The organism is Streptomyces sp. BRA346 (assembly GCF_052851135.1).
The window spans coordinates 276,342-302,419 of record NZ_JAIWIH010000001.1; the positions used below are offsets into that span (position 1 = coordinate 276,342).

General features: G+C 72.6%; 26 protein-coding genes. 18 read left to right on the top strand and 8 right to left on the bottom strand.

Annotation, left to right across the window (positions count from 1 at the left end; translation table 11 throughout):
- The first annotated feature begins 70 nt into the window (after positions 1-70).
- From LCH29_RS01370 to LCH29_RS01380, 3 genes are read left to right on the top strand one after another with little or no spacing between them, the layout of a single operon-like run.
- The gene (locus tag LCH29_RS01370; RefSeq protein ID WP_446459891.1) at positions 71-757 is read left to right on the top strand and encodes a LuxR C-terminal-related transcriptional regulator; all 687 of its coding nucleotides are present in this window, start codon (positions 71-73) and stop codon (positions 755-757) included.
- On the top strand, positions 754-1,401 hold the full coding sequence (locus tag LCH29_RS01375) for a DUF4255 domain-containing protein (protein ID WP_446459801.1): 648 nt from the start codon (positions 754-756) through the stop codon (positions 1,399-1,401). Before LCH29_RS01370 ends, LCH29_RS01375 begins: the two co-directional genes overlap by 4 nt.
- Positions 1,398-3,506, top strand: coding sequence for an ATP-binding protein (locus LCH29_RS01380; RefSeq protein ID WP_446459802.1), 2,109 nt, complete (start codon positions 1,398-1,400; stop codon positions 3,504-3,506). Before LCH29_RS01375 ends, LCH29_RS01380 begins: the two co-directional genes overlap by 4 nt.
- A gap of 16 nt (positions 3,507-3,522) precedes the next feature.
- Here LCH29_RS01380 and LCH29_RS01385 read toward each other — a convergent pair whose 3' ends face one another.
- Positions 3,523-4,956, bottom strand: coding sequence for an RICIN domain-containing protein (locus LCH29_RS01385; RefSeq protein ID WP_446459803.1), 1,434 nt, complete (start codon positions 4,954-4,956; stop codon positions 3,523-3,525).
- A 214-nt stretch (positions 4,957-5,170) separates the two neighbouring features.
- On the opposite strand from LCH29_RS01385, the gene LCH29_RS01390 reads away from it, so the two are divergent.
- The 5 genes from LCH29_RS01390 (at position 5,171) to LCH29_RS01410 (ending at position 9,815) form a co-directional block, all read left to right on the top strand.
- Positions 5,171-6,856 (top strand): PE-PGRS family protein, encoded by a 1,686-nt coding sequence (locus tag LCH29_RS01390; RefSeq protein WP_446459804.1) that lies wholly within the window; start codon positions 5,171-5,173, stop codon positions 6,854-6,856.
- A gap of 202 nt (positions 6,857-7,058) precedes the next feature.
- Positions 7,059-8,657, top strand: coding sequence for a phage tail sheath subtilisin-like domain-containing protein (locus LCH29_RS01395; protein WP_446459805.1), 1,599 nt, complete (start codon positions 7,059-7,061; stop codon positions 8,655-8,657).
- 86 nt (positions 8,658-8,743) lie between these two features.
- Complete coding sequence (locus LCH29_RS01400; RefSeq protein ID WP_123100677.1) at positions 8,744-9,187, top strand: phage tail protein; 444 nt, start codon at positions 8,744-8,746, stop codon at positions 9,185-9,187.
- Positions 9,187-9,663, top strand: a complete 477-nt coding sequence (locus LCH29_RS01405) for a hypothetical protein (protein WP_446459806.1) — start codon at positions 9,187-9,189, stop codon at positions 9,661-9,663. Before LCH29_RS01400 ends, LCH29_RS01405 begins: the two co-directional genes overlap by 1 nt.
- Positions 9,660-9,815, top strand: a complete 156-nt coding sequence (locus LCH29_RS01410) for a DUF6760 family protein (RefSeq protein ID WP_179936315.1) — start codon at positions 9,660-9,662, stop codon at positions 9,813-9,815. Before LCH29_RS01405 ends, LCH29_RS01410 begins: the two co-directional genes overlap by 4 nt.
- 260 nt (positions 9,816-10,075) lie before the next feature.
- Here LCH29_RS01410 and LCH29_RS01415 read toward each other — a convergent pair whose 3' ends face one another.
- Positions 10,076-10,240, bottom strand: coding sequence for a hypothetical protein (locus LCH29_RS01415; RefSeq protein ID WP_446459807.1), 165 nt, complete (start codon positions 10,238-10,240; stop codon positions 10,076-10,078).
- Between the two features lie 2,160 nt (positions 10,241-12,400).
- Positions 12,401-13,450 (bottom strand): hypothetical protein, encoded by a 1,050-nt coding sequence (locus LCH29_RS01420; RefSeq protein WP_446459808.1) that lies wholly within the window; start codon positions 13,448-13,450, stop codon positions 12,401-12,403.
- Positions 13,451-13,460: 10 nt separating this feature from the next.
- On the opposite strand from LCH29_RS01420, the gene LCH29_RS01425 reads away from it, so the two are divergent.
- The 8 genes from LCH29_RS01425 to LCH29_RS01460 all read left to right on the top strand — a co-directional run bounded on the left by LCH29_RS01425 (position 13,461) and on the right by LCH29_RS01460 (position 21,543).
- Positions 13,461-13,823, top strand: a complete 363-nt coding sequence (locus LCH29_RS01425; RefSeq protein WP_446459809.1) for a hypothetical protein — start codon at positions 13,461-13,463, stop codon at positions 13,821-13,823.
- Positions 13,824-13,892: 69 nt separating this feature from the next.
- Positions 13,893-14,330 (top strand): phage tail protein, encoded by a 438-nt coding sequence (locus tag LCH29_RS01430; RefSeq protein ID WP_123106463.1) that lies wholly within the window; start codon positions 13,893-13,895, stop codon positions 14,328-14,330.
- Positions 14,331-15,095: a CIS tube protein gene (locus LCH29_RS01435; protein WP_446459810.1), complete on the top strand. Its 765-nt coding sequence runs from the start codon at positions 14,331-14,333 to the stop codon at positions 15,093-15,095. It begins immediately after the preceding gene.
- Positions 15,095-16,999, top strand: coding sequence for a VgrG-related protein (locus tag LCH29_RS01440; RefSeq protein ID WP_446459811.1), 1,905 nt, complete (start codon positions 15,095-15,097; stop codon positions 16,997-16,999). Before LCH29_RS01435 ends, LCH29_RS01440 begins: the two co-directional genes overlap by 1 nt.
- Entirely contained in the window at positions 16,999-17,484 is a 486-nt protein-coding gene (locus tag LCH29_RS01445) for a GPW/gp25 family protein (protein ID WP_446459812.1), read from the top strand. The genes LCH29_RS01440 and LCH29_RS01445 overlap by 1 nt, the downstream gene beginning before the upstream one ends.
- Positions 17,484-19,451, top strand: coding sequence for a putative baseplate assembly protein (locus LCH29_RS01450; RefSeq protein ID WP_446459813.1), 1,968 nt, complete (start codon positions 17,484-17,486; stop codon positions 19,449-19,451). Before LCH29_RS01445 ends, LCH29_RS01450 begins: the two co-directional genes overlap by 1 nt.
- Entirely contained in the window at positions 19,448-20,020 is a 573-nt protein-coding gene (locus LCH29_RS01455) for a phage tail protein (protein ID WP_446459814.1), read from the top strand. The genes LCH29_RS01450 and LCH29_RS01455 overlap by 4 nt, the downstream gene beginning before the upstream one ends.
- Positions 20,017-21,543, top strand: coding sequence for an NADase-type glycan-binding domain-containing protein (locus tag LCH29_RS01460; protein ID WP_446459815.1), 1,527 nt, complete (start codon positions 20,017-20,019; stop codon positions 21,541-21,543). Before LCH29_RS01455 ends, LCH29_RS01460 begins: the two co-directional genes overlap by 4 nt.
- 82 nt (positions 21,544-21,625) lie before the next feature.
- Here the strand turns inward: LCH29_RS01460 and LCH29_RS01465 are convergent, their stop codons facing one another.
- Complete coding sequence (locus tag LCH29_RS01465) at positions 21,626-22,009, bottom strand: VOC family protein (protein WP_446459816.1); 384 nt, start codon at positions 22,007-22,009, stop codon at positions 21,626-21,628.
- A 95-nt stretch (positions 22,010-22,104) separates the two neighbouring features.
- On the opposite strand from LCH29_RS01465, the gene LCH29_RS01470 reads away from it, so the two are divergent.
- On the top strand, positions 22,105-23,112 hold the full coding sequence (locus LCH29_RS01470) for a helix-turn-helix transcriptional regulator (RefSeq protein ID WP_446459817.1): 1,008 nt from the start codon (positions 22,105-22,107) through the stop codon (positions 23,110-23,112).
- 4 nt (positions 23,113-23,116) lie between these two features.
- Here LCH29_RS01470 and LCH29_RS01475 read toward each other — a convergent pair whose 3' ends face one another.
- The 4 genes from LCH29_RS01475 to LCH29_RS01490 form a co-directional block, all read right to left on the bottom strand.
- The gene (locus tag LCH29_RS01475) at positions 23,117-23,770 is read right to left on the bottom strand and encodes an Lsr2 family DNA-binding protein (RefSeq protein WP_446459818.1); all 654 of its coding nucleotides are present in this window, start codon (positions 23,768-23,770) and stop codon (positions 23,117-23,119) included.
- The gene (locus LCH29_RS01480; RefSeq protein WP_446459819.1) at positions 23,767-24,531 is read right to left on the bottom strand and encodes a hypothetical protein; all 765 of its coding nucleotides are present in this window, start codon (positions 24,529-24,531) and stop codon (positions 23,767-23,769) included. The genes LCH29_RS01475 and LCH29_RS01480 overlap by 4 nt, the downstream gene beginning before the upstream one ends.
- Before the next feature lie 58 nt (positions 24,532-24,589).
- Positions 24,590-24,937, bottom strand: a complete 348-nt coding sequence (locus tag LCH29_RS01485; RefSeq protein WP_446459820.1) for a hypothetical protein — start codon at positions 24,935-24,937, stop codon at positions 24,590-24,592.
- Between the two features lie 67 nt (positions 24,938-25,004).
- Positions 25,005-25,319 (bottom strand): DUF6193 family natural product biosynthesis protein, encoded by a 315-nt coding sequence (locus LCH29_RS01490; protein ID WP_446459821.1) that lies wholly within the window; start codon positions 25,317-25,319, stop codon positions 25,005-25,007.
- 264 nt (positions 25,320-25,583) lie between these two features.
- Here LCH29_RS01490 and LCH29_RS01495 point away from each other — a divergent pair, with 264 nt between their 5' ends.
- On the top strand, positions 25,584-26,072 hold the full coding sequence (locus tag LCH29_RS01495) for a WXG100 family type VII secretion target (RefSeq protein WP_446459822.1): 489 nt from the start codon (positions 25,584-25,586) through the stop codon (positions 26,070-26,072).
- Positions 26,073-26,078 lie beyond the last annotated feature (6 nt).

A 26,078-nucleotide genomic window follows, 5' to 3' on the forward strand; every position in this document is an offset into this window, starting at 1 on the left:
CGCGGTCCTCAAATATCCAAGTGGTAGAAAGGATTCCGCCCGTACGGCTGTTAACGGGAGCTGTCGTACCATCGCGGCGGCAGGGGAGGGAAAAGTGCGCGGAACTTTCCATTCGGTGATCGCGGAACCCGAGAAAAAGATTCCGGTCGTGGTCCATGCGCCGGATCCGATCTCACGAGAAGGAACGATCAGCCAGCTGCGGCAGCATCCGGAAGTCGACCTCGTCGACGAGGCCGCCGTGAGCGGGGACGGGGTGGCCGTGCTGCTCGCCGAATCCCCCGACCAGGCGCTCCTCTCCCAGCTGCGCCGACTGGTGCGCAGCGAGGGGCTGCACCCCGTCCTGGTGGTGAGCCTGATCCGCGAGGCGGAGCTGCTGGACGTCATCGAAGCCGGTGTCGGCGCCATCGTCTGGCGGCACGAGGCCACCGGCGGACGGCTGCTCCGGGCCGTGACCGCGGCCTTCCACGGCGACGGCGACCTGCCCTCCGATCTGCTCGGGCGGCTGATCAGCCAGGTCGGCAGCTTACGGCCGGGCGCCTCCGGCCACCCCGTCGCCCAGCCCTCCGGCCTCACCCCGCGCGAGATCGACGTGCTGCGGCTGGTCGCGGAGGGAATGGGAACTGGGGAAATTGCTAGTAAGTTGTCGTATTCGGAGCGGACCGTCAAGAACATCATGCAGGGTTTGACGACGCGGCTGGACCTGCGCAATCGCGCACACGCCGTGGCCTACGCCCTGCGCGAGGGGTACATCTCGTGATTCACGAAGTCGACGCACTGCTGCGGACGCTGCTCCAGGGCGGAGCACTCACCGGAAGTGATATCGAGATCGCCTTCGACGCCCCGACCAAGGAATGGTCCGCGCGGCGCAACGCCCCGGTCCTGGACTGTTATCTGTACGACATCCGGGAGGACGTCAAACGGCGCGAGCGCGGCGCGGCCGCCATCCGCGACGGGCAGGGGATCGTGGTCCGCAGGCGCCGCCCGCCGCGCTGGTTCCGGCTGTCGTACCTGCTCACCGCGTGGACCAAGCGGCCCGAGGACGAACACCGACTGCTGTCGGCCGCCTTGGCGACCCTGCTGCCGCGCGAACTGCTGCCGCCGGAGATCCTTCCGGAGCCGCTCGCCGAGCTGGGGCTGAGCGTGCCGCTGACGGTCGCCGGGGTGCAGACCGAGGCCCGCTCGCTGGCCGAGATCTGGTCCGCGCTCGGCGGCACGCTCAAACCGTCCATCGATCTGGTGATCACCGTGCCGTTCCCGGCGTACCCCGATTACGACGCCGGGCCGCCCGTCACCGAGGGCACGCTGGTGCGCGCCCGCGAGATCGACGGAGCCGAGGACGGCGAGCGGATGCACCAGTCACGCCACCTCGACAGGCCGACCACGGAAGCACACACCCGGTGACCGACAGCGCCACGCTCGTGCACGACGCCCCGTCCGACGACCCGGCCGGTGCGCTGCTCGCCCGGCTCGCCCGGCTGCGGGAGCGGATCGCCGCCCTGGTGGAGCGGCGCAGCGCGGGCGACCCCACCGCGACCGATCTGCTGCGCGGCCTCTATCTGTCCGACGACGCCGTACGCCACCATCTGCTGCGGTCCGCCGACGGGCCGCACCCGGAGGACGGCGCCGCGCCGGGGCCCGTCGACGGCTCCGGCGACGAGCCGGAGCGCGACGGCGACCGGCTGCCCGGCCTCGTCCGGCGCCTGGGCCTGACCGACCTGGACACCGCCGCCCTGCTCATCGCGCTCGCGCCCGACCTCGACCGGGGATTCGAGCCGCTGTACGGCTACCTCAACGACGACGTCAGCCGTCGGCGGGCCACCGTCGGGCTGGTGCTCGACGTGTGCGGTCTGTCCGCGGCCCATCCCGCGGCCCGGGCCCGCTTCCACCCCACGGCGCCCCTGGCCGAACTCGGCCTGCTGGTCGTCGAGGAGGCCGAACGGCCCTTCCTCAGCCGCTCGTTGAGCGTCCCGGACCGGCTGGTCGCCCATCTGCTCGGCGACGACACCCGGGACGCCGCGCTCGACGGCCGCGCCCGCATGCTCCCGGCCCCCGGCGAACCGGCCCCCGGCGAACCGGCCCCGGCCGAACCGTCCCCGCACTCCATGGAGCGGCTCGCCGCCCACCTCGCCACCGCCCCGTGCACGGTCTACCTGCGCGAACAGCGGGAGGGCGACGGACTGCTGTGCGCCGCCACCGCGCTGAGCGCCGCCGGGTACGAGGCGCTGCACTTCACCCCGGTCGCCACCGGGCACCAGGAGCACGGCCCGGACGACCGGCGGCACGACGCCCTCGGCCCGGTGCCGGAACTGCTGCGCGAGGCGCGGCTGCGCGGCTGCGGGATCGTGGTGTCCCCGCTGCCCGAGCGGCCGGGACCGCTCATCCGGGCCCTGGCGGCGCCCGGCGTACCGGTGGTGCTGACCGGCCGGGCGGCGTACGACCCGCAGTGGTGCGAGCACGACCCCCTGGTGCTGGACGTGCCCCGGCTGCCGTCGGGCGGGGTGGACGCCTGGGCGGCCGCGCTCGGCGTCGGCGGGAGGGACGACGCCGGGTTCGACCTGGCGGCGACCGTCGCCCCGTACCGGCTCGGCGGTGAGCGGATCCGCCGGGCGGCGCGGTCCGCGCGGAAGCTGGCCGCCTTCGAGGGCGCCCCGCTGGGCCCGGACCATCTGCGGCGCGCGGCCCGGCAGCACTCCGCCTCCGGTCTGGAGAACCACGCCCGCCGCATCCGGCCGGATGTCGGCTGGGACGATCTGGTGCTGCCCGCCGAGCCGCTCGGCCAGCTGCGCGAGCTGTCCCTGCGCGCCCGCTACCGCGACCGGGTGCTCGGCGACTGGCGGCTGAGCGCGGGCGGCGGCCGGGGCCGTGGCGTCCTGGCGCTGTTCGCCGGGGAGTCCGGCACCGGCAAGACCATGTCCGCCGAGGTGGTGGCCGCCGATCTGGGCCTGGACCTGTATGTCGTCCAGCTGTCCTCGGTGGTCGACAAGTACGTGGGCGAGACCGAGAAGAACCTGGAGCGTATCTTCACCGAGGCCGACCGCACCGACGCGGTGCTGCTCTTCGACGAGGCGGACGCGGTGTTCGGCAAGCGCTCCGAGGTCAACGACTCCCACGACCGCTACGCCAACCTGGAGAGCGCGTACCTCCTCCAGCGGCTGGAGGCGTTCGACGGGATCGCCCTGCTCACCACCAATCTGCGGGCGAACATCGACGACGCGTTCACCCGGCGGCTGGACACGGTGGTCGACTTCCCGTTCCCCGACGCCGGTCAGCGGCTCGCCCTGTGGCGGCACAGCCTGGCCCATGTGCCGTGCGAGGACGGCATCGACCCGGGCCCGTGCGCCCGGGACTTCGAGCTGGCGGGCGGCTCCATCCGCAGCGCGGTGGTGACCGCGGCGTACGCGGCGGCGGGTCGTGGCGAGCCGGTGACCGGCGCCGATCTGCTGGCCGGGGCGCGGCGGGAGTACCGGAAGGCGGGCCGCCTGGTGCTGGACGAGGTCACCTGGTGAGCGGCCCGCGCCGTCCTCAAGGCTGCTGCGCGTCCGGCTTGACGATGAACCACGTCTGGTCGTCGTCGTCCGAGCAGTCGAAGAGGGTGAGGTTGGTGCCGTCCGCCTTGTCCTCGCCCTTGGAGGCGTAACCGGCGACGTCCAGGCAGAGGTTGCTGCTGGCGTAGTTGTGGATCCAGTGGAGCCCGTTGGTATTGGGCCGCTTCTCCACCCACCACAGCTGGTTGTCGTCCATCTTGCGGGTGCAGGGCGCCTCCGAGATCGGCGAGGTGGCGGGCTGTGCGCCGGTCTCGGGCAGGTCCAGGCAGAGTCCGTCCATGGTGTTGCGGATCTGGACCAGGTTGGCGTTGTTCGGCCCCTTGCCCGCGAACACCGTCTCCAGGTCCCACAGCTGCCCGTTGTTGCCGCCGTCGCAGGGGAACTGCGCGGCCCTGCCCCCCGCCTTGCCGCCCGGCTCCTTCGGGGCGGCGCACTTCTGGGTGGTTCCGTTCCGCAGCAGGACGCGCGCGAACGGGTCGACCGGCTTCGGCTTGGGCTTGTCGGCTCCGCCCCCGCCCCCGCCTCCGGCACCCTTCCCGTCGCCGTCCCCGCCGGGCTGCTGCGTCGGCTCGTCCGCCGGTTTCGACGCGGGCGCGGAACTCGGGGCCGAGGGCGCCGGGGTGGGCACCGCACTGGCGGCGGCCTCCTCGGTCCGGTCCTGGGCGCGGGTGTTCACCTGCGGCTTGTAGGAGATCCAGATCATGACGAAGGCGATGGTGAGCGCGATGAGCATGCTGAAGAACACGCCCAGCCAGCGCGGCATCAGCCCCGGCTGTTCGTAGGTGCCCTGCACCGGGAGCGGTTCGGCGCCCGAGCGCTGCACCGAGAGGGTGAAGGGCCGGGATTCCTTGGCCCCGGCCCAGATGGTCTGCCGCGGCTTGAGGGTGGTCTTGATGAACGCGGCCCGGCCGGGCTCGATCTGGACGTTGGCCGGGTGGATGTCGTACGAGAGCTGGTCGCCGTTGTCGCTGCCGCTGATGGACGCGGTGAGCTTGACGTTGCCGAGGTTGTCCACGGCCAGCTTGGGCCGTCCCCGGAACCGGCCCTTGACCGTCTGGGGCACGAGTTCGGCCCGTACCTCGCTGAACGGGGTGACGGTGACGTTGCCCTCGGGGACGGTGGTGGCCTCCGGGTGCTCGGTCGGGATGATCTGCACCCCGTACGGATGCGGCCCGGCGGCCGCGTCCGGCGTCCGCGGCGGGGCGAAGGTCAGCTCCACCGTGCCGGTCGTCCCCGGGTACAGCCGGAGCGTCTGCGGCTCCACGGTCGTCCACGGGGACAGGGCGCCGACGGGTACGAAGCGGTACTCGTCGACGACGTCACCGGTGTTGCGCAGCCGCAGCCGCACGGTGGCCGAGCCGCCGGGGTCCACGGTGGTCGAGGCGGGTTCCAGAGAGGTCCAAAGGCTCACCGCAACGACGCTATGGCGGACGCCCGCCCGCTGTCGCAGGCGTCGGGGCACGTTCCGTTGCCTGAAGGCACCGCCGCGTTGCCCTGCCGGGCGGCCGTCGGCTCCCGGTACTCGCCGCTGCCCCCAAGGTTGCCCCGGAGTCTCTACCGGCATGTCCGCGCAGCGTGTTAACCAGAGGGAGCGGACGTACCGGATCTAGGAGGCGGCGAAGCCCATGCACGCAACACGAAAGCCGGACCACGACCCGTCCTCCGGCCGGTCCAGGCCCCCGGTCCGCCCCGCACCGGACCGCGCCACCGCGAAGCCGGACGTACCCGCGGGCCCCGGCGGACCGATGACGCCAGGGCAGATGGTCGCCCTCCAGCGCTCCGTGGGCAACCTCGCGGCGAGCAGGGTGATCGGGCAGGCGACCGTCCAGCGGGCGGGGGAGGGAAGCGCGAGCGCGGCCGCCGCCGAGCAGCCCGCCAAGGACGTCAAGGGCAAGGAGGTGATCGATCGGCTCAGCCGGTCGATCGAGGGTCACACCGTCGAGCCGAAGATGAAGGTGGCCCCCTTGGCGCCGGGCACGTGGTGGCCGGAGGACTGGATGCCGGCGGGGAACGCGCGCCTGCGGCGCACCCTGGAGCGGCGGGTGCTCAGCGGAGAGGTGTTCAACGCGCAGGAACTGGCGGACATCGGCACGCTGGCGACGGCCAACCCCGACTGGCTGAAGAAGGTGGGCATCGGCACCGTCGCCGAAGCCCAGGAGTACACGAGGAAGGGCAACTACAAGGACTGGATGAATCTTCCGGCGGGCAAGCGCGTCCTCACCGCGACCCTGGCCTACAACGCCCATCTCCAGGGCGAGCCCATTCCGGACGCTCCGGACTACACGCTCGGCCGCTTCTTCAACATCAAGGGCCGCAACCTCTCGGAGGACGACAAGCAAGCCCTGAAGGACGAGCGCGACCAGCAGATACGCGACACCGCCGTCGCCACGCTGCACCCGGCCGGGCTTCCCGCCTCCGCCCTGCACGCCGACGCGAACAAGCCGCACGTCACCCAGCACCAGGCGAAGGCGGACAAGGCCCGCGATGTCTTCACCAATGTCCTTCTCGTCCTCCAGCACGGGCTGAAGATCTACGACAAGGAGCAGAAGCAGCACATCGACTACCGCGACGGCGACGTCGTCCGGGCCCTCGCTCACGGCGGCCGGGTCCACATCCGCATCCCGGCCCTGAGGAACGGGGAGTCGGCCGCGTCCCTGACGGAATTCCTGGGCGTCACCGACAACAAGGGCCGGCGCGCCCCGTTCGTCGACAAGCGGGGCTTCGCCACGCACGGCACCGACATCACGAAGAACAAGGACGGCGAACGGGGCGATTTCAAGGAGACGGGCGGAACCCTCGTCTCCATCGGGAACCGTCTCACGCCCGGTGGTCCGGAGATGTCGGGGATGGACATCCCCGGCGGCGGCATCGGTTCGAAGGACTGGAACGGCGACGTGGTTCTGCCGACCGGATCGCACGGCCACATGCTGCTGGTCTTCACCGCGCCGACCGCGGAGAAGGACGGCTCCCTGCTGGTGGGCATCGAGACGGTCGGGCCCCACAAGCCCAGCCCGGTCGGCTACAAGCACGACATCCGGTCCACCGAGGCCACGGCCAACCCCGAATCGGTTTTCCACGGCCACAAGCGGGACAAGATCGGTTCCGGCGGGCTGAGCAAGAACGAACGCTACGTGGACCTGAAGGAGATGGGGGACGCGCAGGGAAGCGGCGACTGGCGCGCGTTCCTGGACGACATCAAGCGGGACTGGTACGCCGAGCTGAACAAGACCCAGGACGGCTCCGACGAGCGGCAGGCGCTGTACCACCAGCTCGTCGGCCGACGGCAGCACTTCTACGGGCAGACGGACTGATCCGGGCTCATCCGGGTACGCGATGTGCCACGGGCACGGCAGGACCCGGGGCCGGGGTCTGCCCGCCTGGCTCCGCCCGTACCTTCGGGCACCGGCTCTGCCCCCTGGCAGGTCCCGACGGACCTAGCCGCGCTGTGGCGCCCCGGTCAAGGGTGTGAAGGTCCCACGTTCTTCCTCACTCTTACCCCGAGGAGCACAGCGCATGCCGTCGTATCTGTCGCCGGGCGTCTATGTCGAGGAGGTCGCCAGCGGCTCCCGCCCGATCGAGGGGGTGGGCACGTCGGTGGCCGCCTTCGTCGGTCTCGCCCCCAGCGGGCCGTTGAACACCCCGACGCTGGTGACCAACTGGTCCCAGTACGTCGCCGCTTTCGGCGAGTTCACCGACGGGTACTACCTCGCGCACTCCGTCTACGGGTTCTTCAACAACGGCGGCTCCGCCGCGTACGTCGTACGCATCGGCGGCGCGCCCGGCGGGGAGGAGGCCGGAGCCACCGGCGCCCCGGCCGCCGTGGCGGGATCCGCCGGCGCCCCGGCCCAGCTGCCCCCGGGCGCCCCCGCCGAGCTGGGCACGTTCTCCGTACGGGCCCTGACCCCCGGCGGCGCGCTCAGCGTCGAGGTGGCGGACCCGGAGGGCGAGGGTCCGGCCGAGCGGTTCAAGCTGATCGTCAAGGACGACGGCAAGGTCGCCGAGACCTTCGACGTGAGCGCGAAGAAGGGCAACCGCTCCTACGTCGTCACGCAGGTCAAGGAGCGCTCCAAGCTGATCACCGTCCAGGAGGCGGCCCCCGCCGGGCAGCTGGCCCGGCCGGAGAACCAGACGGTCGCCCTGGTCCGTCCCGCCCCCGCCGCCCCCGCGCCCGCGGGTGCCCCGGCCGAGACGTCCGCCGCCCACCCCGGCCCCGCCGAGTACCTCGGCGACTCCGCCGACCGCACCGGCTTCGGCGGCCTGGAGGCGGTCGACGAGGTCTCGATGGTCGCCGTCCCCGACCTGATGGCCGCCTACCAGCGCGGCGCGATCGACCTGGAGGCGGTCAAGGCCGTCCAGCTCGGGCTGATCGCCCACTGCGAGCTGATGGGCGACCGCGTCGCCGTCATCGACCCGCCGCCCGGGCTCAACGCCCGTGACATCAGGGTCTGGCGCCAGGAGACCGCGGGCTACGACTCCAAGTACGCGGCCGTCTACTACCCCTGGATCAAGATCTTCGACCCGGCCACCGGCCAGGGCCGCATGGTCCCGCCGAGCGGTCACGTCGCCGGGATCTGGGCGCGCAACGACTTCGAGCGCGGCGTGCACAAGGCCCCCGCCAACGAGGTCGTCCGCGGCGTCGTCGACCTGGAGAACCAGGTCACGCGCGGCGAGCAGGACCTGCTCAACCCGATCGGCGTCAACTGCATCCGCGCCTTCCCCGGCCGCGGCATCCGCATCTGGGGCGCCCGCACCCTCTCCTCCGACCCGGCCTGGCGCTACATCAACATCCGCCGGTACTTCAACTACCTGGAGGAGTCGATCCTGATCGGCACCCAGTGGGTGGTCTTCGAGCCCAACGACCACCAGCTGTGGGCCCGCATCCGGCGCAACGTCTCCGCGTTCCTGGTCAACGAGTGGCGCGCCGGCGCCCTGTTCGGCTCCAGCCCGGAGCAGGCCTTCTACGTCAAGTGCGACGAGGAGACCAACCCGCCGGAGTCGGTGGACCTGGGCCGGGTCATCTGCGAGATCGGCATCGCGCCCGTCAAGCCCGCCGAGTTCGTGATCTTCCGGCTGGCCCAGTTCTCCAGCGGAAGCGGCGAGCTGGAGGAGTAGCGGTTCCGCGGCGCGCGCCGCCTCTCCGCTCTTCCCTTTCTTCCGTCCAGTCGGTGCACCAGTAGCAGAAGGACAGACAGCGGTTCATGAGCCTCCAGCCCGGTGATTCCTTCACCTCACATAACTTCGGCATCCAGATCGACGGCGTCATGGTCGAGTACCTCCAGGAGGTCAGCGGCCTGAGCTTCGAACAGGACGTCATCGAGTACCAGCAGGTCTCCGCGCAGGGCAAGCCCAAGGTCAGCAAGATGCCGGGCGTGCAGAAGGCGGGGCAGTGCACGGTCGTGCGCGGCATGACCCCGTCCCCGGCGTTCACCCAGTGGATCCAGCAGTCCATCAAGGGCCAGATGTCCACGGCCCGCAAGAACGCCACGATCATGGTGATGGACTACGAGCTGAACCCGGTCAAGCGGTACAACCTGCGCAACGCCTGGTGCAGCAAGATCGACGCCAGCACCGTCAAGGCCGGTGAGGCGTCGGCGCTGACCGAGACCGTCACCATCACCTTCGAAGAACTGGAAATCGAGTAATGCGCCGCACGGCCGTCCGCGCGCCGGCAGCGGAAGCCGCCCCGCCGCCCGAGGCGGCCGTCGCGGCCCCGGCTCCGGCCCCGGCCCCGGACCCCGAACCGCAGCGGCTGCGCACGGAGTTCGAGTTCGAGCTGCCGCGCGGCTACGTCGACGAGTCCGGCACCGTGCACCGCACGGGCACCATGCGCCTGGCGACCGCGCGGGACGAACTGGTCCCGCTGCGGGACGTCCGCGTCCAGGAGAACCCGGCCTACCTGTCGGTCGTGCTGCTCGGCCGGGTCATCACCCGGCTCGGCGGTCTGACCTCGGTGCACGACGGCGTGGTGGAGAACATGTTCGCCTCCGACCTCGCCTTCCTCCAGGACTTCTACCGGCAGGTCAACGCCGAGGGCCACACCCGGGCCGGGGTCACCTGCCCGCACTGCGAGCAGCCCTTCGAGGTGGAGCTCGGCGGGAGCCGCCTGGGGGAATCGTGACGTACGCGACCGACCGTCTCCACGAGGAGATCGCGTACATCGCCTACCACTTCCACTGGAGCCTGGAGGACATCCTGGACCTCGAACACGGCGACCGGCGGCGCTACGCGCGGGAGATCGCCTCTCTCGTCACCCGTGCCACGGAGGGGTAGATGGGACTGTTCGACAGGCTCCGGGGCCAGTCGCGGGCGCCAGGCGGCGGGGTTGCCGCCGACGCGCCCGGGGAGACGTCCGGACGGGCACCTGGGGAGGACGCCCGTCCGGACGCCCGTCCGGCATCCGCGGTGGGGATGCCGGGCGGACCGTCCGGGTCCGGGTCCGGGTCCGGGTCCGGGTCCGCGTCCGGCTCCGCTTCCGCGGGCGACCGTACAGACCGCCGGGCGGCGGACGCGTGGGCTGGACTTCCCCCGATTCAGTCCACGGCCGCCGCTCGGCCCCCGCGCGGCGTCGCCGACCCCGCCTTCGGCGGCTCGCTCACCACGTGGCAGAACCCGTCCTTCGCCGGGACGATGTCGCACGCCGTCCTCGACAGCGCGCCGGGCGGCCTGATCCGGGGCGCCCTCAGCACGTCGGGCATCCCGTCCCCGGACCTCGGCGCGCCCTCGCTGACCCTGCCGATGGCCCGCCCGGAGCCACCGCCCACGGAGGCCCCGCCGTCCGGCGGTTCGCCGGGCCGCCCCCTGGTACGCCCGGTCCCCGCGACCCCGACCCGCCGCCCAACCCTGACCACGGCCCCCGCCGCCGTACAACGCCGCGCCCTGCGCACGGCGCCCGCGGCCGCGGGTCCGGGTGCGCCCGCTGCGCGTCCCGCTGCTCCGTCGGCGCCCGTTCCGCAAGCGTCCGACTCCGCCCCGGCCCCGGAACCCTCTGCCCCAGCGGCGCCTGCCGGGTCTGCGCAGTCGCCTGCGGTGCAGCGGCCGGGGCCCGGTGGCCCTGGCCCGGCGGGTGCGCCGACGCCTGGCGCGCCCGCGTCGGCGTCGCCCGCCGCGCGTCCGGTCCAGCGGCGGGCCGTTGACCCGTCGGGTTCGGCACCTGCCGCCCCTGCGGCTTCCGAGTCTGCGCAGTCGCCTGTGGTGCAACGGCGCGGACCCGGCGGTCCTGGCCCCGGGGGTGCGCCGACCCCTGGCGCGCCCGCGTCGGGGGCGTCCCCTGCTGCGCGTCCGGTTCAGCGGCGGGCCGTTGACCTGTCGAGTTCGGGACCTGCCGCGCCTTCGGCTTCCGAGTCTGCGCAGTTGCCTGCGGTGCAGCCGCCGGGTCTCGGTGGCCCGGGTCCCGGGGGCGTACCGACGCCTGGCGCGCCTGCGTCGGCGTCGCCTGCTGCGCGTCCGGTTCAGCGGCGGGCCGTTGGTCCGTCGGCGCCCGACTCAGCTCCGGGCCCGGCGGCCTCTGACCAAGCGGCGTCCGCCCCGGCGCCTGCCGCGCCCATGGGCCCCGAGCTTGCGCAGCCGCCCGCGGTCCAGCGGCCGGGTCCCGGTGGCCCTGGCCCGGCGGGCGCGTCGACGACGGGTACGCCTCCCTCGGCGTCGCCCGCCGCGCGTCCCGTTCAACGGCGGGCCGTTGGTCCGTCGGGTTCAGCGGGGTCTGACCCGGCGCCAGCGACCCCCGCGTCGGCGCCTGCTCCTGCGGCGCCCGCGACTCCCGAGCTTCCGCAGTTGCCTGCGGTCCGGCGGCGCGGCCCCGGCCCTGGGGGTACGGGCCTGGGTGCGCCGACGACCGGTACGCCCGCGTCGGCGTCGCCCGCTGCGCGTCCGGTTCAGCGGCGGGCCGTTGACCCGTCGGGTTCGGGACCTGCCGGGCCTGCGGCTTCCGAGTCTGCGCAGTTGCCTGCGGTGCAGCCGCCGGCTCCCGGTGGCCCGGGTCCCGGGGGCGTACCGACGCCTGTCGCGCCTGCGTCGGCGTCGCCTGCTGCGCGTCCGGTCCAGCGGCGGGCGGTTGGTCCGTCGGGTGCGGGTGCGGCGGCCTCTGACCAAGCGGCGTCCGCCCCGGCGCCTGCCGTGCCCACGGCCTCCGAGCTTCCGCAGCCGCCTGCGGTCCAGCGGCCGGGTCCCGGCGCCCCTGGCCCGGGGGGTGCGCCGACGCCTGGCGCGCCCGTGTCGGCGTCGCCCGCCGCGGGTCCCGTTCAGCGGCGGGCGGTTGCTCCGTCTGACTCGACGCCAGCGGCCCCGGTATCGGTGCCTGCTCCTGCGGCGCCCATGGCACCCGAGCTTCCGCAGTCGCCTGCGGTCCGGCGGCGCGGCCCCGGACCTGGGGGTACGGGCCTGGGCGCGCCGACGACCGGTACGCCCGCGTCGACATCGCCCGCTGCGCGTCCCGTTCAACGGCGGTCCGTTGGTCCGTCGGGTTCGGGTCCGGCGTCCGATTCTGCTCCGGCCCCGGCTCCGGGGGCGTCTGCCCCGACGCCTGCCGAGCCTGCGCAGTCGCCCGCGGTGCAGCGGCCGGATCTCGGTGGCCCTGGTCCTGGGGGCGTACCGACGCCTGGCGCGCCCGTGTCGGCGTCGGCCGCCGCGCGTCCCGTTCAGCGGCGGGCTGTTGCTCCGCCTGACCCGACGCCAGCCCCGGCAGCGGACGCGGTGCGGGGGAGTGAGCCGGGCGGGGGCGCTCCGACGCCTGCGGTGCAGCGGCGAGGGCCCGGTGGCCCGGGGGCCGGGGGTACGGGTCTGGGCGCGCCGACGACTGGTACGCCCGCCGGACGTCCCGTCCAGCGGCGGGCCGTTGCTCCGTCGGGTTCGGATTCCCCTCAGGTTGCCCCGGCCCCCGAGCCTTCACCGTCGCCCGTGGCCCCGCGGCGCGGGCCCGGCCCCGGAGGGACGGGCTTAGGTGCACCGACCGCGGGCGTGCCGTCCGGCCGTCGGCGTCCGGGGCTGGGCGCGCCCCTGTCCTCGCCCCTGCCCTCGCCTCCCGCCCCGTCGGCACCGATGCCGACACAGCAGCCGCCCGTACAGCGCGCGGTCGCGCCTTCCGGCTCGCCCCTGCCGGTCGTACGGCCCAAGGAAGCGACGCTTCCGCCGCCCGTACCCCTGGAGACCGCACCGGCCGTGCAGCGGGCGGAAGGTGAACGCCCTCCGGCCCCGGCCTCGATGCCCCTGACACCGGCGCGGGCACTGACCTCGGCGTTGCCGACGACGCCTTCGCCCGGCGCCGCGGCCGTACAGCGCAGCGCCGCGCCAACGGCGGTGCCGCTGCGCCGCGTCGGCACGGGCAGCGCACCGCCCCCGGGGGGTTCGACGACCGGTCGCGGTCTCCCGCCCGCCCCGCCGGTACAGCGCGCGGCGGATGCCGGATCTGCGTCCTCGCCCGGGCTGATCGGCCGCGCGGTGCGGCGCCTTTCCGGCCGCCCGGCAGCGTCGGGGCAGTCGGATGTCGGTACGGCGGCAACGCCGCCGGTGCCGTCCGTATCGACGGGCGCCGGGGGCGGGCCCGCACCGGTGGGGCCCGGGGCGGGGCCCAGTGCGGCGTTGCCGCAGGCTTCCTCGTCTGCGTCGTCTTCCACCCCGCCGGTGCAGCGCGCGATGCGCTCGCCTGGCAGTGCGCAACCGCCCACACCGTCCGTGCCGTTGGGGCGGCCGACCGAGGGCCGTGCGCCCGGGGCGCCGTCCCCGCAGGCCGCCGCCCCGCCGGTGCAGCGCGCCGCGTCACCGCAGGCGCCGTTCCCGTCCGTATCGCCGGGGCCCGGCGGCGGGCCCGGGCGCGGGGGACGGCCGACCGAAGAGGCCGCGCGGCCATCGGTGCGGCCCCACAGCCCCGCGTACCCCAGCACCCCACTCCCGTCGACCACGGCAGCGCGCACCAGTCCGACGGTGCAGCGGCGGGACGCCGTCCCGACGCCCGCCCCAACCCCAGCGCCCGCAACCCCGGCGGCCCCGACCCCACCCGTCACCCCACCGCACCAACCGGCGGAGGCCCCCACACCACCACCCGCGTCCCGTACGGCACGGGCGTCCAGCCCGGCCAAGAACACGGGCACCCAGAAACGCACCACCACCACCACTTCCACCACCTCCACCGCCACCCAGACCGCCGCGTTCGACGCGCGGGCGCTCACGGACGGGCAGTTCGACGAGCTGGTGCACCGGCTCATCGGCCCGCTGACCCGGCTGCTGAGAACGGAGTTCCGCCTCGACCGTGAGCGCATCGGCAAGTTGCGCGACCCGCGACGTTGACGACCCGCGACGTTGACGACCCGAACGACAGACCGCACACGAAAGACGTACGAAGGAAGGCCGCCCGCGATGCCCAGTGATCTCGACCCGGGATCCACGATCTTCTTCACCCTCACCATCGACGGCGAGAGCCTGGGGTACTTCAACGGCTGCGAGGGTCTGTCGTCCGAGGTGGAGATCGAGCACCACCAGGAGGGCGGCAACAACGGCTTCGTCTGGCAGTTGCCGTCCCGCGTCACCTACTCCAGCATCCGGCTGACCCGCCCCCTCACGCCCGACACGGCGAAGGTGGCGGCCTGGGTGTCGTCCATCACCACGGGCGTCACCCGCCCCACCGGGCAGATCGCCGCCCTCCGCGCGGACGGTTCGGTGGTGGCCCAGTGGGGGCTGCTGGACGTGCTGCCCGTGCGGTGGCAGGGGCCGTCGCTGGATCCGGCGAGCCCGGCGGTCGCCACGGAGGTCCTGGAGATCACCCACCACGGCTTCACGGATGCGGGGGCGGCGTAGATGGCCACCAACGGCAAGGGCGGAAACCCCGGCGGCAAGGGCGGCAGGGGCGGCAGGGGCGGCGCCGGGAAGAGCCTGGTCCGCGCCTCGCTCGCGATCCATGAGCCGCCGGTCGGGCAGAGCACCACCCCCGGCGGGCTGATCAAGAACTTCGACTTCGACTTCAACCCGGCCCAGCTGACCATGAGCCGCCGCACGGACTGGAAGGCGACGCCGAGCCCGGCGGTGCGGGACGGCGGGCAGCCGGAGTTCATGGGGCCCGAGCCGCGCCGGCTGAGCCTCGACGTCTTCCTCGACTCCTCGGACCAGCCGGACAGCAACGAGGTGCTGAAGAAGGTCGAGGCGCTCTTCTCCTGCTGCGAGGTGACGGCATCCAGCCTCGCCGCGAAGCAGCCGTCCACGCCGTGGGTGGTCTTCCAATGGGGGTCGTTCTCCACCGCCCGGTTCACGGCGTACGTGGAGTCCGTGGACGTCACGTACTCCCTGTTCGGCACGACCGGGGTGCCGATCCGGGCCACCTGCCAGGTGAGCCTGCACGAGATTCCGAGCAAGACGAAGGGGCAGAACCCGACGTCCGGCGCGCTCACCGCGCGCCGTGTGCACCGCCTCGTGGCGGGCGATTCGCTCCAGTCGCTGGCGTGGCGGGAGTACGGGGACGCCACCGTGTGGCGGGTGATCGCCGAGACGAACGGCATCGACGACCCGTCCCGCCTCGCGCCCGGCACCGAACTCATCCTGCCCGCCGTCGAGGAGGTGACCGCCTGATGCCGCCGATCTCGTACTCCAGCATCATCCACGTCAAGCTGGACGGCACTCCGCTGCACCCCACCGAGGTCGCGCCGCTTCTGGCGGAGGCGTGGGTGGACTTCGGGGCGGGGGTGCCCGGCGCGTTCCAGCTCACCTTCCGCGACCCGAAGCGGACCGTGCTGGGGCTGGCGAAGATCACCATCGGCACCAAGGTGGTCCTGGCGCCCGTCGCCAGCGGCAAGGGGGCGCAGGATCCGCTGTTCACCGGCGAGGTCACCGGGCTGGAGACGGATTACGACTCCACCGGCTGGTTCACCGTCGTCCGCGGCTACGACCTGGGCCACCGCATGCTGCGCCAGCGCCGGGTGGCCGGATACACCGCCATGCGGGCCTCCGACATCGTCAAGCGGCTGGTCGGGAAGAGCGGGGTCACCGTGGGCCGGATCGAACCGACCAAAACGACCTACGAGTTCATCACCCAGGACAACATCACCGACTGGGACTTCCTCGCCCGGCTGGCCGAGGAGAACAAGAAGGTGATGTTCCTGGACGCCAAGGGGAAGTTCCAGTTCGTCAGCCGCAAGAACGCCTCCGGGGCGCCGCCGCCGAGCACGGACGGGGACAAGAGCCCGTTCGTGCTCCACGGCGGCGTGGACGTCCTGCGCTGCCGGGCCTCCGTCACCTCGGCCGACCAGGTGCCCCAGGTGCAGGCGCGCGGCTGGAACGTGCAGGCCAAGAAGGCCATCACCGCCCAGGCGCCCACGACCGGCAACCCGGCCCTCGCCAACGGCACCAAGCCGGGCGCCGGGACGGCGAAGTTCAAGGCGACCAAGCTGGTCGACGCCTCGTTCCCGTACGACCAGCAGGGCGAGGTCGGCCGGGCGGCGCAGGCGCTGGCGGACGACGTGACGTCGGCCTTCGCCGAGCTGGAGGTGACCGTCCACGGCAACCCCAAGCTGCGCGCCGACATCCCGGTGACGCTGCGGGACGTCGGAAAGCCCTTCGACGGCAAGTACACGATGACGGGCGTCCGCCACGTCTTCGAGATGAGCAGGCCGTACACGACCTTGGTGACCGTCAGCGGCCGCCAGTGGCGGTCCCTGTACGGGCTCGCCTCCGGCGGCGAGGCGGCCGCGCCCCGCATGCCGTCCGTGGCCAACGCGATCGTCACCAACGTGAAGGACCCGCTGAAGCAGGGCCGGGTGAAGCTGAAGTTCCCCTGGCTGGACCCGGATTACGTGAGCGACTGGACCCGCACCGTGCAGTCCGCCGGGGTGGGCGGCGGCAGCATCTTCCCGCTGGACGTCAACGACGAGGTGCTGGTGGCGTTCGACCGCGGCGCGCTGGACCATCCGTACGTCATCGGCGGCCTCTACAACGGCAAGGACAAGCCGAAGCGCGGCGACGTACCGCTGCACGACGCCCTCAAGGGCAAGGCGACCCGGCACACCGTCGCCGACCGGGAGAACAACCGGCTGGACCTGCTCAGCCAGAAGATCGGCAAGCGCGGGGTGCGGCTGAGCACCGGCAACGACCGGCTCACCATCAACCTGGACCGCACCAAGACCGAGATCAGCGTGGACAGCAAGGGAACCGTCGTCATCAAGGGAACCGGGGCGGTGTCCGTCCAGGCCGGCGGCAATCTGAGCCTGCGGGCGGGCGGCAGCATGAACCTGAACGCCGGGGGAGCGCTCACCCTCAACGCGGGCGGTGCCCTGTCCGCCACCGCGGGCGCCGCGTTCAACATCAAGGGCGGCAGCGGCTCGATCCAGACCGGGGCCCTGAGCGTGACGGCCGGGGCGGTCAACGTCCTGCCCGCGACGTTCACGATGATGACCCCCGGCGCCATCACCGTCGGGGGCACCTCGGTCGCCCTGACCGGCCTCGTCACGATCAACAGCCACGTTCCGGTGGTGGTCTGATGGCCGGGCAGTTCGTCGGATCCGGCTGGTCCTTCCCGATGCGCATCAGCCCGACCGGGGGCATCGCCCTGGTCAGCGGGGAGCGGGAGATCGAGGAGGCCATCCGGCTCGTCCTCGCGACCGCCCCGGGCGAGCGGCCCATGCGCCCGGAGTTCGGCTGCGCCATCCACGACCTGGTCTTCGCGCCCGTCAACGAGGCCACCGCGGGCCGCATCCAGCACGAGGTGTTCACCACCCTGGACCGCTGGGAGCCCCGCATCGAGGTGCGCGAGGTGGAGGTGACCGCGGGCGACGACCAGGGGGTGCTGTACATCGACGTCCGCTACGTCATCCGCGGCACCAACAACCCGCGCAACCTCGTCTTCCCGTTCTACGTCATCCCGTCCCACGACGACTCCGATCCGTCCGCCGATGCCGCAGGCCCGAACGGCCCCGACCACGGCACCGGCGACGGCGGCGGACCGGCCACCGAAAGCGAACGCTGATGGCACTGCCCTCCCCGAACCTCGACGACCGGCGTTTCCAGCAGTTCGTCGACGACGCCAAGCGCTACATCCAGCGGCGCGCCCCGGAGTGGACCGACCACAACGTGTCCGACCCCGGGGTCACCCTGGTGGAAACCGTCGCCCACATGGCCGACCAGATCGTGTACCGGCTCAACCGGATCCCCGAGAAGAACCACCTGGCCTTCCTCGACCTCGTCGGCATCACCCTCTTCCCGCCGTCCGCCGCGCGCACCGACGTCACGTTCTGGCTGTCCGCGCCGCAGGAGGATCCGGTCCGCGTCCCCGTCGGCACGGAGACCGCCACCCTGCGCGCCGACGGCGAGGACTCCATCGTCTTCGCCACCGAGCGCGAACTCACCGTCGTGCCCTGCGAGTTGCGCCACCTCGCCGTGCAGCACAGCGGGGAGCAGGTCACCGACCGCACCACCGACCTCATCGAGGGCACGGACCTGCTGTGCTTCGCCGAATCCCCGGCGCCCGGCGACTGCATGCTGCTCGGGCTCAGCGCCGCCGTCCCGCACTGCGCCGTCGCGCTGCGGCTCGACAGCCGGGTCGACGGCGTCGGCGTCGACCCGCGGCAGCCGCCGCTGGTCTGGGAGGCGTGGACCGCCGAGGGCTGGGTGGAGTGCGAGGTCGACCAGGACACCACCGGTGGCCTCAACCGCCCCGGCGACGTCGTCCTCCACATCCCCGGCGGCCACATCCTCTCCCGCACCGGCCGCAAGGAGGCGGGCTGGCTGCGCTGCCGGGTCACCGAGCCCGAGACCGGCCAGCCCTTCTACACCACCTCGCCCACGGTGCGCTCCGCGGAGGCGTTCAGCATGGGCGGCACCGTTCCCGCCGTCCACGCCGAGTCGGTGTACGACGAGGCCCTGGGCGAGTCCACCGGGCTGCCCGGCCAGCGGCTGCGCCTCGCCCACGCCCCTGTCGTCGGCGACGTGCCCCCGCTCCACCTCCAGGTGGCCGACTTCGCCGGGGACGGGGGCTGGACCGACTGGGACGTCGTCCCGCACTTCGCCGCCTCCGGCCCGTACGACCGCCACCTCACCCTCGACGCGGCGACCGGCGAGATCGCCTTCGGCCCGGCCGTCCGCGAACCCGACGGCACCCTGCGCCAGTACGGAGCCGTCCCGCCCAAGGGCGCCGTGATCCGCGCCCGCCGCTACCGCACCGGCGGCGGGCGCACCGGCAACGTCGCGCGCGGCGCCATCCGCACCCTGCGCGACTCCGTCCCGTACGTCGCCGAGGTCGTCAACCGCGAGGCCGCGCAGGGCGGGGTCGACGGCGAAACCGTCGAGGAGGCGAAGGCCCGCGCCCCCATCACGCTGCGCGCCCAGGACCGTGCCGTCACCCTGCGGGACTACGAGGAACTCGCCCGCCGCGCCGCCCCCGAGACCGCCCGCATCACCTGCATCGAGGGCAAGCTGGAGGAGTACGGCTCCTACGCGGTACGCGTCCTCGTCGTGCCCAGCGCCGTCCCCGACCCCGGCGGGCGGCTCCGCTTCGAACAGCTCGTCCCCGCCGACGCCCTCCTCCAGCGCATCACCCGCTACCTGGACGAACGGCGGCTCATCGGCACCCGGCTGGCCGTCGGCCCGCCGTACTACCAGGGCGTCACCGTCGTCGCCACCGTGCACGCCTTCCGCGGCGTCGACGCCGACCGCGTACGCCGCGACGCCCACGACGCCCTCTACCGCCACCTCGACCCCCTCACCGGCGGCGCCGACGGCAAGGGCTGGCCCTTCGGCCGCCCCGTCCAGTCGGGCGAGATCTTCGCGGTGCTCCAGCGCGTGCCCGGGGTGGAGCTGGTGGACGAGGTACGGCTGCACGCCGCCGACCCGCTGACCGGCAAGCGCGGCGACCGCACCGACCGCATCGACCTCGACCCGCCGTCCCTGGTCTTCTCCTACGACCACCGCGTCCGCGTGATCGGGGACGACACATGAGGGGCTCCATCGACGGCCTCGCCTCGTCCTCCCCGCTCGGCATGATGCTGCCCGCCGTCTTCGCCGACGACGACCTCGCGCAGCGCTTCATCGCCGGTCTCGACGAGGTCCTGGCCCCCATCCTCAACGTCCTGGACTGCCAGGAGAGTTACTTCAGCCCCGCCCTCGCGCCCGCCGACTTCACCCGCTGGCTCGGCTGGTGGATCGGCGCCGAGACCGACGGCATCGAGGACGACCACCCGGAGGGCGTGGCCCGGCTCCGCGCCGCGGTCGCCGCCGCCGCGTACCTCCACCGGGTCCGCGGCACCCGCTTCGGCCTGGCCGAGACGGTACGGCTCGCCTTCGGCGTCGCACCCGAGATCACCGAAAGCGGCGGCGCCACGTGGAGTGCGCGCCCCCGCGGCCCGTTCCCCGGCGCTCCTCGGCCCCGGCTGCACGTCACCCTGCGCCTCCCGTCCCCGACCCCGGCCGACGAACACCGCCTCGACGAACTCGTCAACGCCGCCCGTCCCGCCCACGTCCCGTACACGGTCCAGGTGACCGCTGCCGAAAGGACCTCCGAGTCATGACCCCCAGACAGTCCTCCGGTGGCCGTGGCACCGACGAGCCGACCACCCTGACCTGCGACGAATGCGGCACGCGGTATGAGCCGGGGCAGTCCTTCTGCGACGGCTGCAACGCGGTCCTGCCCGACGACCGGCCCCCGGCGCCGCGCGCCGCCGACCCGGCCCCTGCCGCGGCCCCTGCCCCCGCGGCGGACCCGCGCCAGGCCCGCGACCCGGCGCCGGGTGGCGGCACGCCGAGCGGCGGTGCTGCGGGTGGCGGTGCCCCGATGGGCGGTGCTGCGGGCGGTGGTGCGGGCGGTGGTGCTCCCGGTGGTGCTGCTCAGGCCGGTGGCGCGCCTGGCCCGTACCACCCGGCAACCGCCGCCCCCGGTACACCGGGCCAAGCGGCGGCCTCGTACGGCCCCGCCCCGCAGGGACCCGGCTCATACGGCCCCGCCCCGCAGGGCCCCGCCTCGCAGAACCCCACCCCGCAGAACCCCGCCCCATACGGCTCCGCCCCGCCGGGCTTCGGGGCGCCGCCGGGGCCAACGACCCCTACGCCCCCCGCAGGCGACGCCGACCCGACCCGCCCGGTGCCCCGGGCCACCACCCCGGCGTCCGCGGGAGGCACCGGCACCCCCGACCCGGAATCCACCACGGACCGCGCCCGCGCCCTCCTCGTCCCGGTGGCCGACCCGCAGGGCGAACCCGAACGCCTTCCGGCCGTGGCCCCGGTCCTCCCGGGCCGCCCGGCGCCCGCCCGCCCCGAGGTGCGCGCCCCGGTCGCGCCGGACAACCACGGCGGCGTCGCGTGCCCCTGGTGCCACACCGCCAACCGCCCCGACCGCCACTTCTGCGCCCGCTGCGCCATGCCGATGGCCGAGGGCCCGGAGAACCCGGGCCGCCTCCCCTGGTGGCGGCGGCTGTTCGACTACCGCAACCGGGAACAGCCCTGGGCGGGCGACCGCCCGCGCCTGCGCTACCAGATCGGCCGCATCCTGCGCTGGTTGGTCCTCGCGGCGGTGCTGGCCCTGGTGGGCTGGGCCCTCTTCCAGACCCCTACGGCCGTCAGCGCCGTACGCGACCACTTCGCCAAGCGCGCCCCGCTCAACCCGGATTCGTACAGAGCGTCCCGCTCGTTCCCCCAGCACGGCCCGGACAAGGCGTTCGACGTGGTCAGCAACTCCTGGTGGGGGCCGGGCGTCACGCAGTCCGCCAAGGGCGAGTGGCTGGAGGCGCGTTTCCGCGACCCGGTACGGCTGCTGGACATCGGCATCACCCCCGGGATGTCGGGCCGCGGCGAAACCCTCACCAAGTCCGCCCTCCCGCACCGCATCGAGGCCCGGATCACCACGGACGACGGCAAGACCACGGTCCGCGAACTCAACCTCGACCAGGGCGCGGGTTTCCAGCGCCACAAGTTCCGCGCCCAGAACGTCACCGCGGTCCGCTTCACGATCCAGTCGGCTTACGGAGCCAATGGCAAGAAGCAGGTGGCCATCGCCGAGATCGAGTTCTTCGGCCCGTCCAAGGCGGGCCGCTCGTAACCCCGTACGCCGAACACCCCCGCCCCCGCTCGCGTCCGACCTTCGGCGAACGGGGCTCCGACCTCCACGCCGACCTCCACCCTCATGAGGGACGGACCCGGGCGGGGGTGAAGAAGTTGACGAGGTTGCCGTCCGGGTCGCGGAACAGCAGCGACCGGTTGCCCCAGGGCATCGTGGTGGGCTCGTTGACGAAGTCGGTGACGAAGGCGGTCAGGTTCCGGTACACGCGGTCCACGTCGGCGACGCGGAATTCGATGATCACGCTGTGGTTGTCCGCCGGACGGACAGAGTCCGGGGCGAACAGCGGGAGGGTGCGGGTGCCGGCGATCGCAAGGGTGGCGTGGGCAGTCTTCAGCTCGGCGAAGTCCTCGGTGGCCCATAGCGCCCGCACCCCCGTGGCGCGCTCGTAGAACTCGACGAGGCGGGCGACGTCGGCGGTGATGATGCGGATCGAGACGAAGTCCATGGTGTTCCTTAGCTGCCGGAGCTGACTGCTGCGCGTCGCAGGCTAGGAGAAATAGGGGACAGAATCGGCCCGGTATACGTACTAGGCTGCGAAACATGCCTCGTCCCACCGGCCGCGTGCTGACCCTCCTGGAGCTGCTTCAGTCGGGCGGTACGCGCACGGTGGCCGAACTGGCCGATCGGCTCGGCGTCGACGGGCGCACCGTGCGGCGGTATGTGGACCACCTGGTCGACCTCGACGTGCCCGTGGAGTCGGTGCGCGGCCGCTACGGCGGGTATCGACTCGCTCCCGGGTACCGCTTGCCCCCGCTCATGCTCAGCGACGACGAGGCCCTGGTCGTGCTGCTCGGCCTGGTCGCCGGCCGACGAACGGGGCTGATGACGGCGGGGCACACGGCGAGCGAAACGGCATCGGCCAAGATCCGGCGGGTATTGCCCCAGCACGTCGCCCGCCGGCTCGACGCGCTCCTGGAATCGCTCGCCTTCACCGATCAGCCCGGCGAGTTCGCCGCCCCCGACACCGGGATCCTGCTCACCCTCGCCGACGCGGTCCGCCACCACCGACCGGTCTCGATGCGATACACCGACGGTCACGACCGCCGCAGCGAACGCACCCTGTACGCCTACGGCATCGTCGCCCATTCGGGCCGGTGGTACGTCACGGGCAAGGACGCCGGGATCGACGAGGACCGAACCTTCCGCCTCGACCGCATCGCGGACGCCCGTACCCTGCCCGGCTCCTTCGAGCCTCCCGTGGACACCGGCCCGGCACAGCGCGTGCTGTCAGGGTTCGCCTCGACCGAGTACCGACACGAGGTGACCCTGCGGATCCACGGCACGCCCGAGCAGATCCGCGCCCACCTCCCGCTAAGCATCGCGACGTTGGAGGACCGCGACCGCGACCGCGAGCCCGAGCCCGCGACAGGCCAGGACCGCGCGCCCGAACGCTGGCTGCGCGTTCGGCTCCGTGCGGAACGCCTTGACTGGCTGCCCCCGGTACTGGCCGCACTCGACCGGCCGTTCGTCATCGAGCGCCCCGACGAACTGCGCGCCCTCGTCCGCGCCTTCGCCGATCGCCTCGCGTCCTACGCCGGAAAGGCCTGACAGCTCAGCAGGGATGGGCCCGATCGTAGGCTTCGCGCACCTCCGCGGGCACCCGGCCACGGAAGGGCACGTCGTACCCATGAGCCCGCCCCCACTCCCGGATGCTCTCCGTGTCGATGGGCGGCGTCCTCCTCACGTTGACGGGCACCCAGGGTGTGGGGACGGAAGGTGTGAACGCCACCGATAGGGGCACCACGGTCTCACCGCTCAGCACCGAGACAAGAAACTCGGTCAGTGTGCCGTCGAAGGTGAACCAGCGGAGCCCGCGGTCCTCGGTCCCGGCGATGCGCCAGGTGTCGGGGGCGTCCAGGGGCTCGGTGATCCAGAAGAGGTTTTCGCCGTTGCCGATACGGCCCATCGTGAACAGGTGCCGCGGGTGACAGGGGACAGGCGCTCTGCCCTGGTCGTAGTCCTGCTGTACGTACTCCCGGATGATGCCGGGCATGCGGCCGGTGAGGTTGCTGTACTCGGTGTAGCCGTGGGGATGGCAGATGCTGATGAAATCGGCGAAATCCCCGGGCCCGTACGTGGCGGCGAGCCGCTTGTAGTCCGCGGGCAGCCGCATTCCGAGGACGGTCTCGACCGCGTCCCAGTCGATCGGGCCCGGCGGATCGTCCGGCGGCGGACACAGCTGGACGAGTGCGTCGATGGCGTTCACCGCTTCTCCCGCCTCTTCGGCCTCTGCGGCCAGGGATAACCCAGCCGCTCCGCGCTCTCGCGCGAACCGCCGCAGACGTCCGCGGCGGCCCGCGGGTCGCTCACGGTGATCCGTTCGACGAACGCCCTCACCTGCTCATCCGGCGCCGCGTCCGTGACGGGCTCCGTCATCAGGAACTGTAGCCACGGATCCCCGTCCTCGGCCGGAGGGAACTCGGGATGGAAGAAGCTGAACGTGATCCGCTCCCGCTCCCACGGCAATGAGAACACCGAGCCGAACCGACACTGCCAGCGCTCCAGCCACTCGGGGTGCCGACGGAACTCGGAGTCCAGCAGCCGGGCGACGGCATGCCCGGGCCACTCCCAGCCGTCGCCCGTCGCGACGCGCTCGACCTCGGCGTCGTACGCGCGGGCGTCGAAGCGGAACTCGCCGAGCGCGACCTCCCCCTCGTACGGATCGCGCCAGCCGTCCCACACCACCTGATCGCCGTCCCGCCGTACGGTCACATACAGCGCACCGCAGCACTCCTCGGTGCACAGCGCCTCCGCCCACCGCATCTCCCGCGGCCCGTCCGTCGCCGCCGCCCGCAGCGGACTGTCCGCCCGCAACATCCGCAAGGGGTCCGCCGCCGGACCCCGGTCGAAGACCTCGGTCACGAGGTCACGGCCGTCGACGATGGGGCGAAGTTGCGCCACGGCGCCTTCCTCGTCGGCGTCGGGAACGACGACGCGCAGGGCGAGGGAATTCACGGTGCAGGTCATCCCCTCGATTCTGACCCCCACCCCGACCACCCCGCCAACGCATTCCCCGCCCACCGCCTCAGCCCCCGGCCCCCAGAACACCCCCTGCCACCAGCCGGAACCCCTTCACCGCCTCCCACAACGCGTCCGACCTCGCCGCCGCGAGCGCCAAGTCCTCAGCCCTGCGCGAGGTGTCACCGCGGCGCGCATCGTCCACCATCCGCCGCATCACGCCGGAGAGCGCACTCGACGCCTCCGCCACCCCACTCACGGCCTCGCCCACCCCCGACGGCCCCTCCAACAGCACCACCTCGGCAGCCCGGTGCACCTCGCGCGCCAGCGCGATGAACGTCTCCACCCGCCCCTCGACGACCGCCTGATCAGGAGCCTCCGCACCAAGCGCACGCAACACGTCGTCCATCGCCACATCGCGATCGTGGAGGGCGACCAGGTACTGCGTATACGCCTCACACAGCACCTGCCGACGTCACTGATCATGCTGCGAACGCGCCTGGGCCGGCCCACTGACCGAGGCCGCCCCAACGAAGCAACGGCCCCCCTACTGCGCCCCTCGCTCCCTCTCGAACGCTGCGAGTTCCAGCGGGGTGCCGACGAAGGCCGGACCGCAGCCCGGAGGCAGCCGTCCGATCACCACTAGACAAGGCTTCTTCCACGCCCCCGGCCTCCCCGACGCTCTCACTCCTGGACGGACCGTCGACCCGGTACCGGCCGTCGTACAAAGGAGCCACATACGGGATACCCCAGGTGTAGCGCGGCTCCGTGCAGCGACTGAAGTGCAGCTCCCACATCCCCGCGCCAGGCGCTTTCGACAGGATCGATCACGCTGTCATTCTCTCCAGCGCTGGGTCCGCAGTCCTCGCCGGTGCCGCGTGTCGAAGTGTTTTAGTCATGCACACGCAAGGTAGCCTCGACGTGGATCGATGGGTATGCGTGCCTACTGCACGTGGATTGTGGGGGGACTTCTCATGACTGATTCTAGTCACAAGGATGGCGACAAACTTCCCGAGCCGCCAGATAAGTGGCTTCCACTCCTTCCGGGGGAGCAAGGGATCGTGGCTCCGCCACCGTTGCAGACGCAGTATCCTAGCCAGCCGAATGTTTATGACTCTTCCGCTCCACCGCCGAAGCGTTCACTCCCTCCCGGCGTGCAAGGTCCGGTTGCGCCGAACCTGAAAATCGCGGACAAGGTTCTGGAAAGCGCCGCAGGGAAGGCAGACGACGTTCACGATGCCTTCTACGCCCCCGCCGCTTCGCTGGAGGGGCTGACGCTCTCGGCGTCCAAGGCCCTGGAGGGTTTCGCAACCGCCGACGCATTGAAGAGGTCGCATGAAAATTGGGAAGAGCAGGCGGGGTTGGTGACTGCGTGGCTCAATAACATCTCCAAGAGCCTCCGGCAGGCAGCCCTCGCCTACAATGACACCGATCACGGCGTCAAGGATGGCTTCAGCCCTTACCTGAAGCAGAGCGCACCTTCCGGGGGGTCGGATGCCGTATATCCGCCCTCATATGGGCCTTATCTGTCACAGAACGGGGGTGAGTGATGCCGT

Excerpts from the sequence above, each read along its gene's own strand:
- LCH29_RS01390 (WP_446459804.1), top strand. The coding sequence starts at position 5,171 with ATGCACGCAACACGAAAGCCGGACCACGACCCGTCCTCCGGCCGGTCC.
- LCH29_RS01395 (WP_446459805.1), top strand. The coding sequence starts at position 7,059 with ATGCCGTCGTATCTGTCGCCGGGCGTCTATGTCGAGGAGGTCGCCAGC.
- LCH29_RS01400 (WP_123100677.1), top strand. The coding sequence starts at position 8,744 with ATGAGCCTCCAGCCCGGTGATTCCTTCACCTCACATAACTTCGGCATC.
- LCH29_RS01405 (WP_446459806.1), top strand. The coding sequence starts at position 9,187 with ATGCGCCGCACGGCCGTCCGCGCGCCGGCAGCGGAAGCCGCCCCGCCG.
- LCH29_RS01415 (WP_446459807.1), bottom strand. The coding sequence starts at position 10,240 with ATGCCCGACGTGCTGAGGGCGCCCCGGATCAGGCCGCCCGGCGCGCTG.
- LCH29_RS01430 (WP_123106463.1), top strand. The coding sequence starts at position 13,893 with ATGCCCAGTGATCTCGACCCGGGATCCACGATCTTCTTCACCCTCACC.
- LCH29_RS01435 (WP_446459810.1), top strand. The coding sequence starts at position 14,331 with ATGGCCACCAACGGCAAGGGCGGAAACCCCGGCGGCAAGGGCGGCAGG.
- LCH29_RS01440 (WP_446459811.1), top strand. The coding sequence starts at position 15,095 with ATGCCGCCGATCTCGTACTCCAGCATCATCCACGTCAAGCTGGACGGC.
- LCH29_RS01445 (WP_446459812.1), top strand. The coding sequence starts at position 16,999 with ATGGCCGGGCAGTTCGTCGGATCCGGCTGGTCCTTCCCGATGCGCATC.
- LCH29_RS01450 (WP_446459813.1), top strand. The coding sequence starts at position 17,484 with ATGGCACTGCCCTCCCCGAACCTCGACGACCGGCGTTTCCAGCAGTTC.
- LCH29_RS01455 (WP_446459814.1), top strand. The coding sequence starts at position 19,448 with ATGAGGGGCTCCATCGACGGCCTCGCCTCGTCCTCCCCGCTCGGCATG.
- LCH29_RS01460 (WP_446459815.1), top strand. The coding sequence starts at position 20,017 with ATGACCCCCAGACAGTCCTCCGGTGGCCGTGGCACCGACGAGCCGACC.
- LCH29_RS01465 (WP_446459816.1), bottom strand. The coding sequence starts at position 22,009 with ATGGACTTCGTCTCGATCCGCATCATCACCGCCGACGTCGCCCGCCTC.
- LCH29_RS01470 (WP_446459817.1), top strand. The coding sequence starts at position 22,105 with ATGCCTCGTCCCACCGGCCGCGTGCTGACCCTCCTGGAGCTGCTTCAG.
- LCH29_RS01480 (WP_446459819.1), bottom strand. The coding sequence starts at position 24,531 with ATGACCTGCACCGTGAATTCCCTCGCCCTGCGCGTCGTCGTTCCCGAC.
- LCH29_RS01490 (WP_446459821.1), bottom strand. The coding sequence starts at position 25,319 with ATGTGGGAGCTGCACTTCAGTCGCTGCACGGAGCCGCGCTACACCTGG.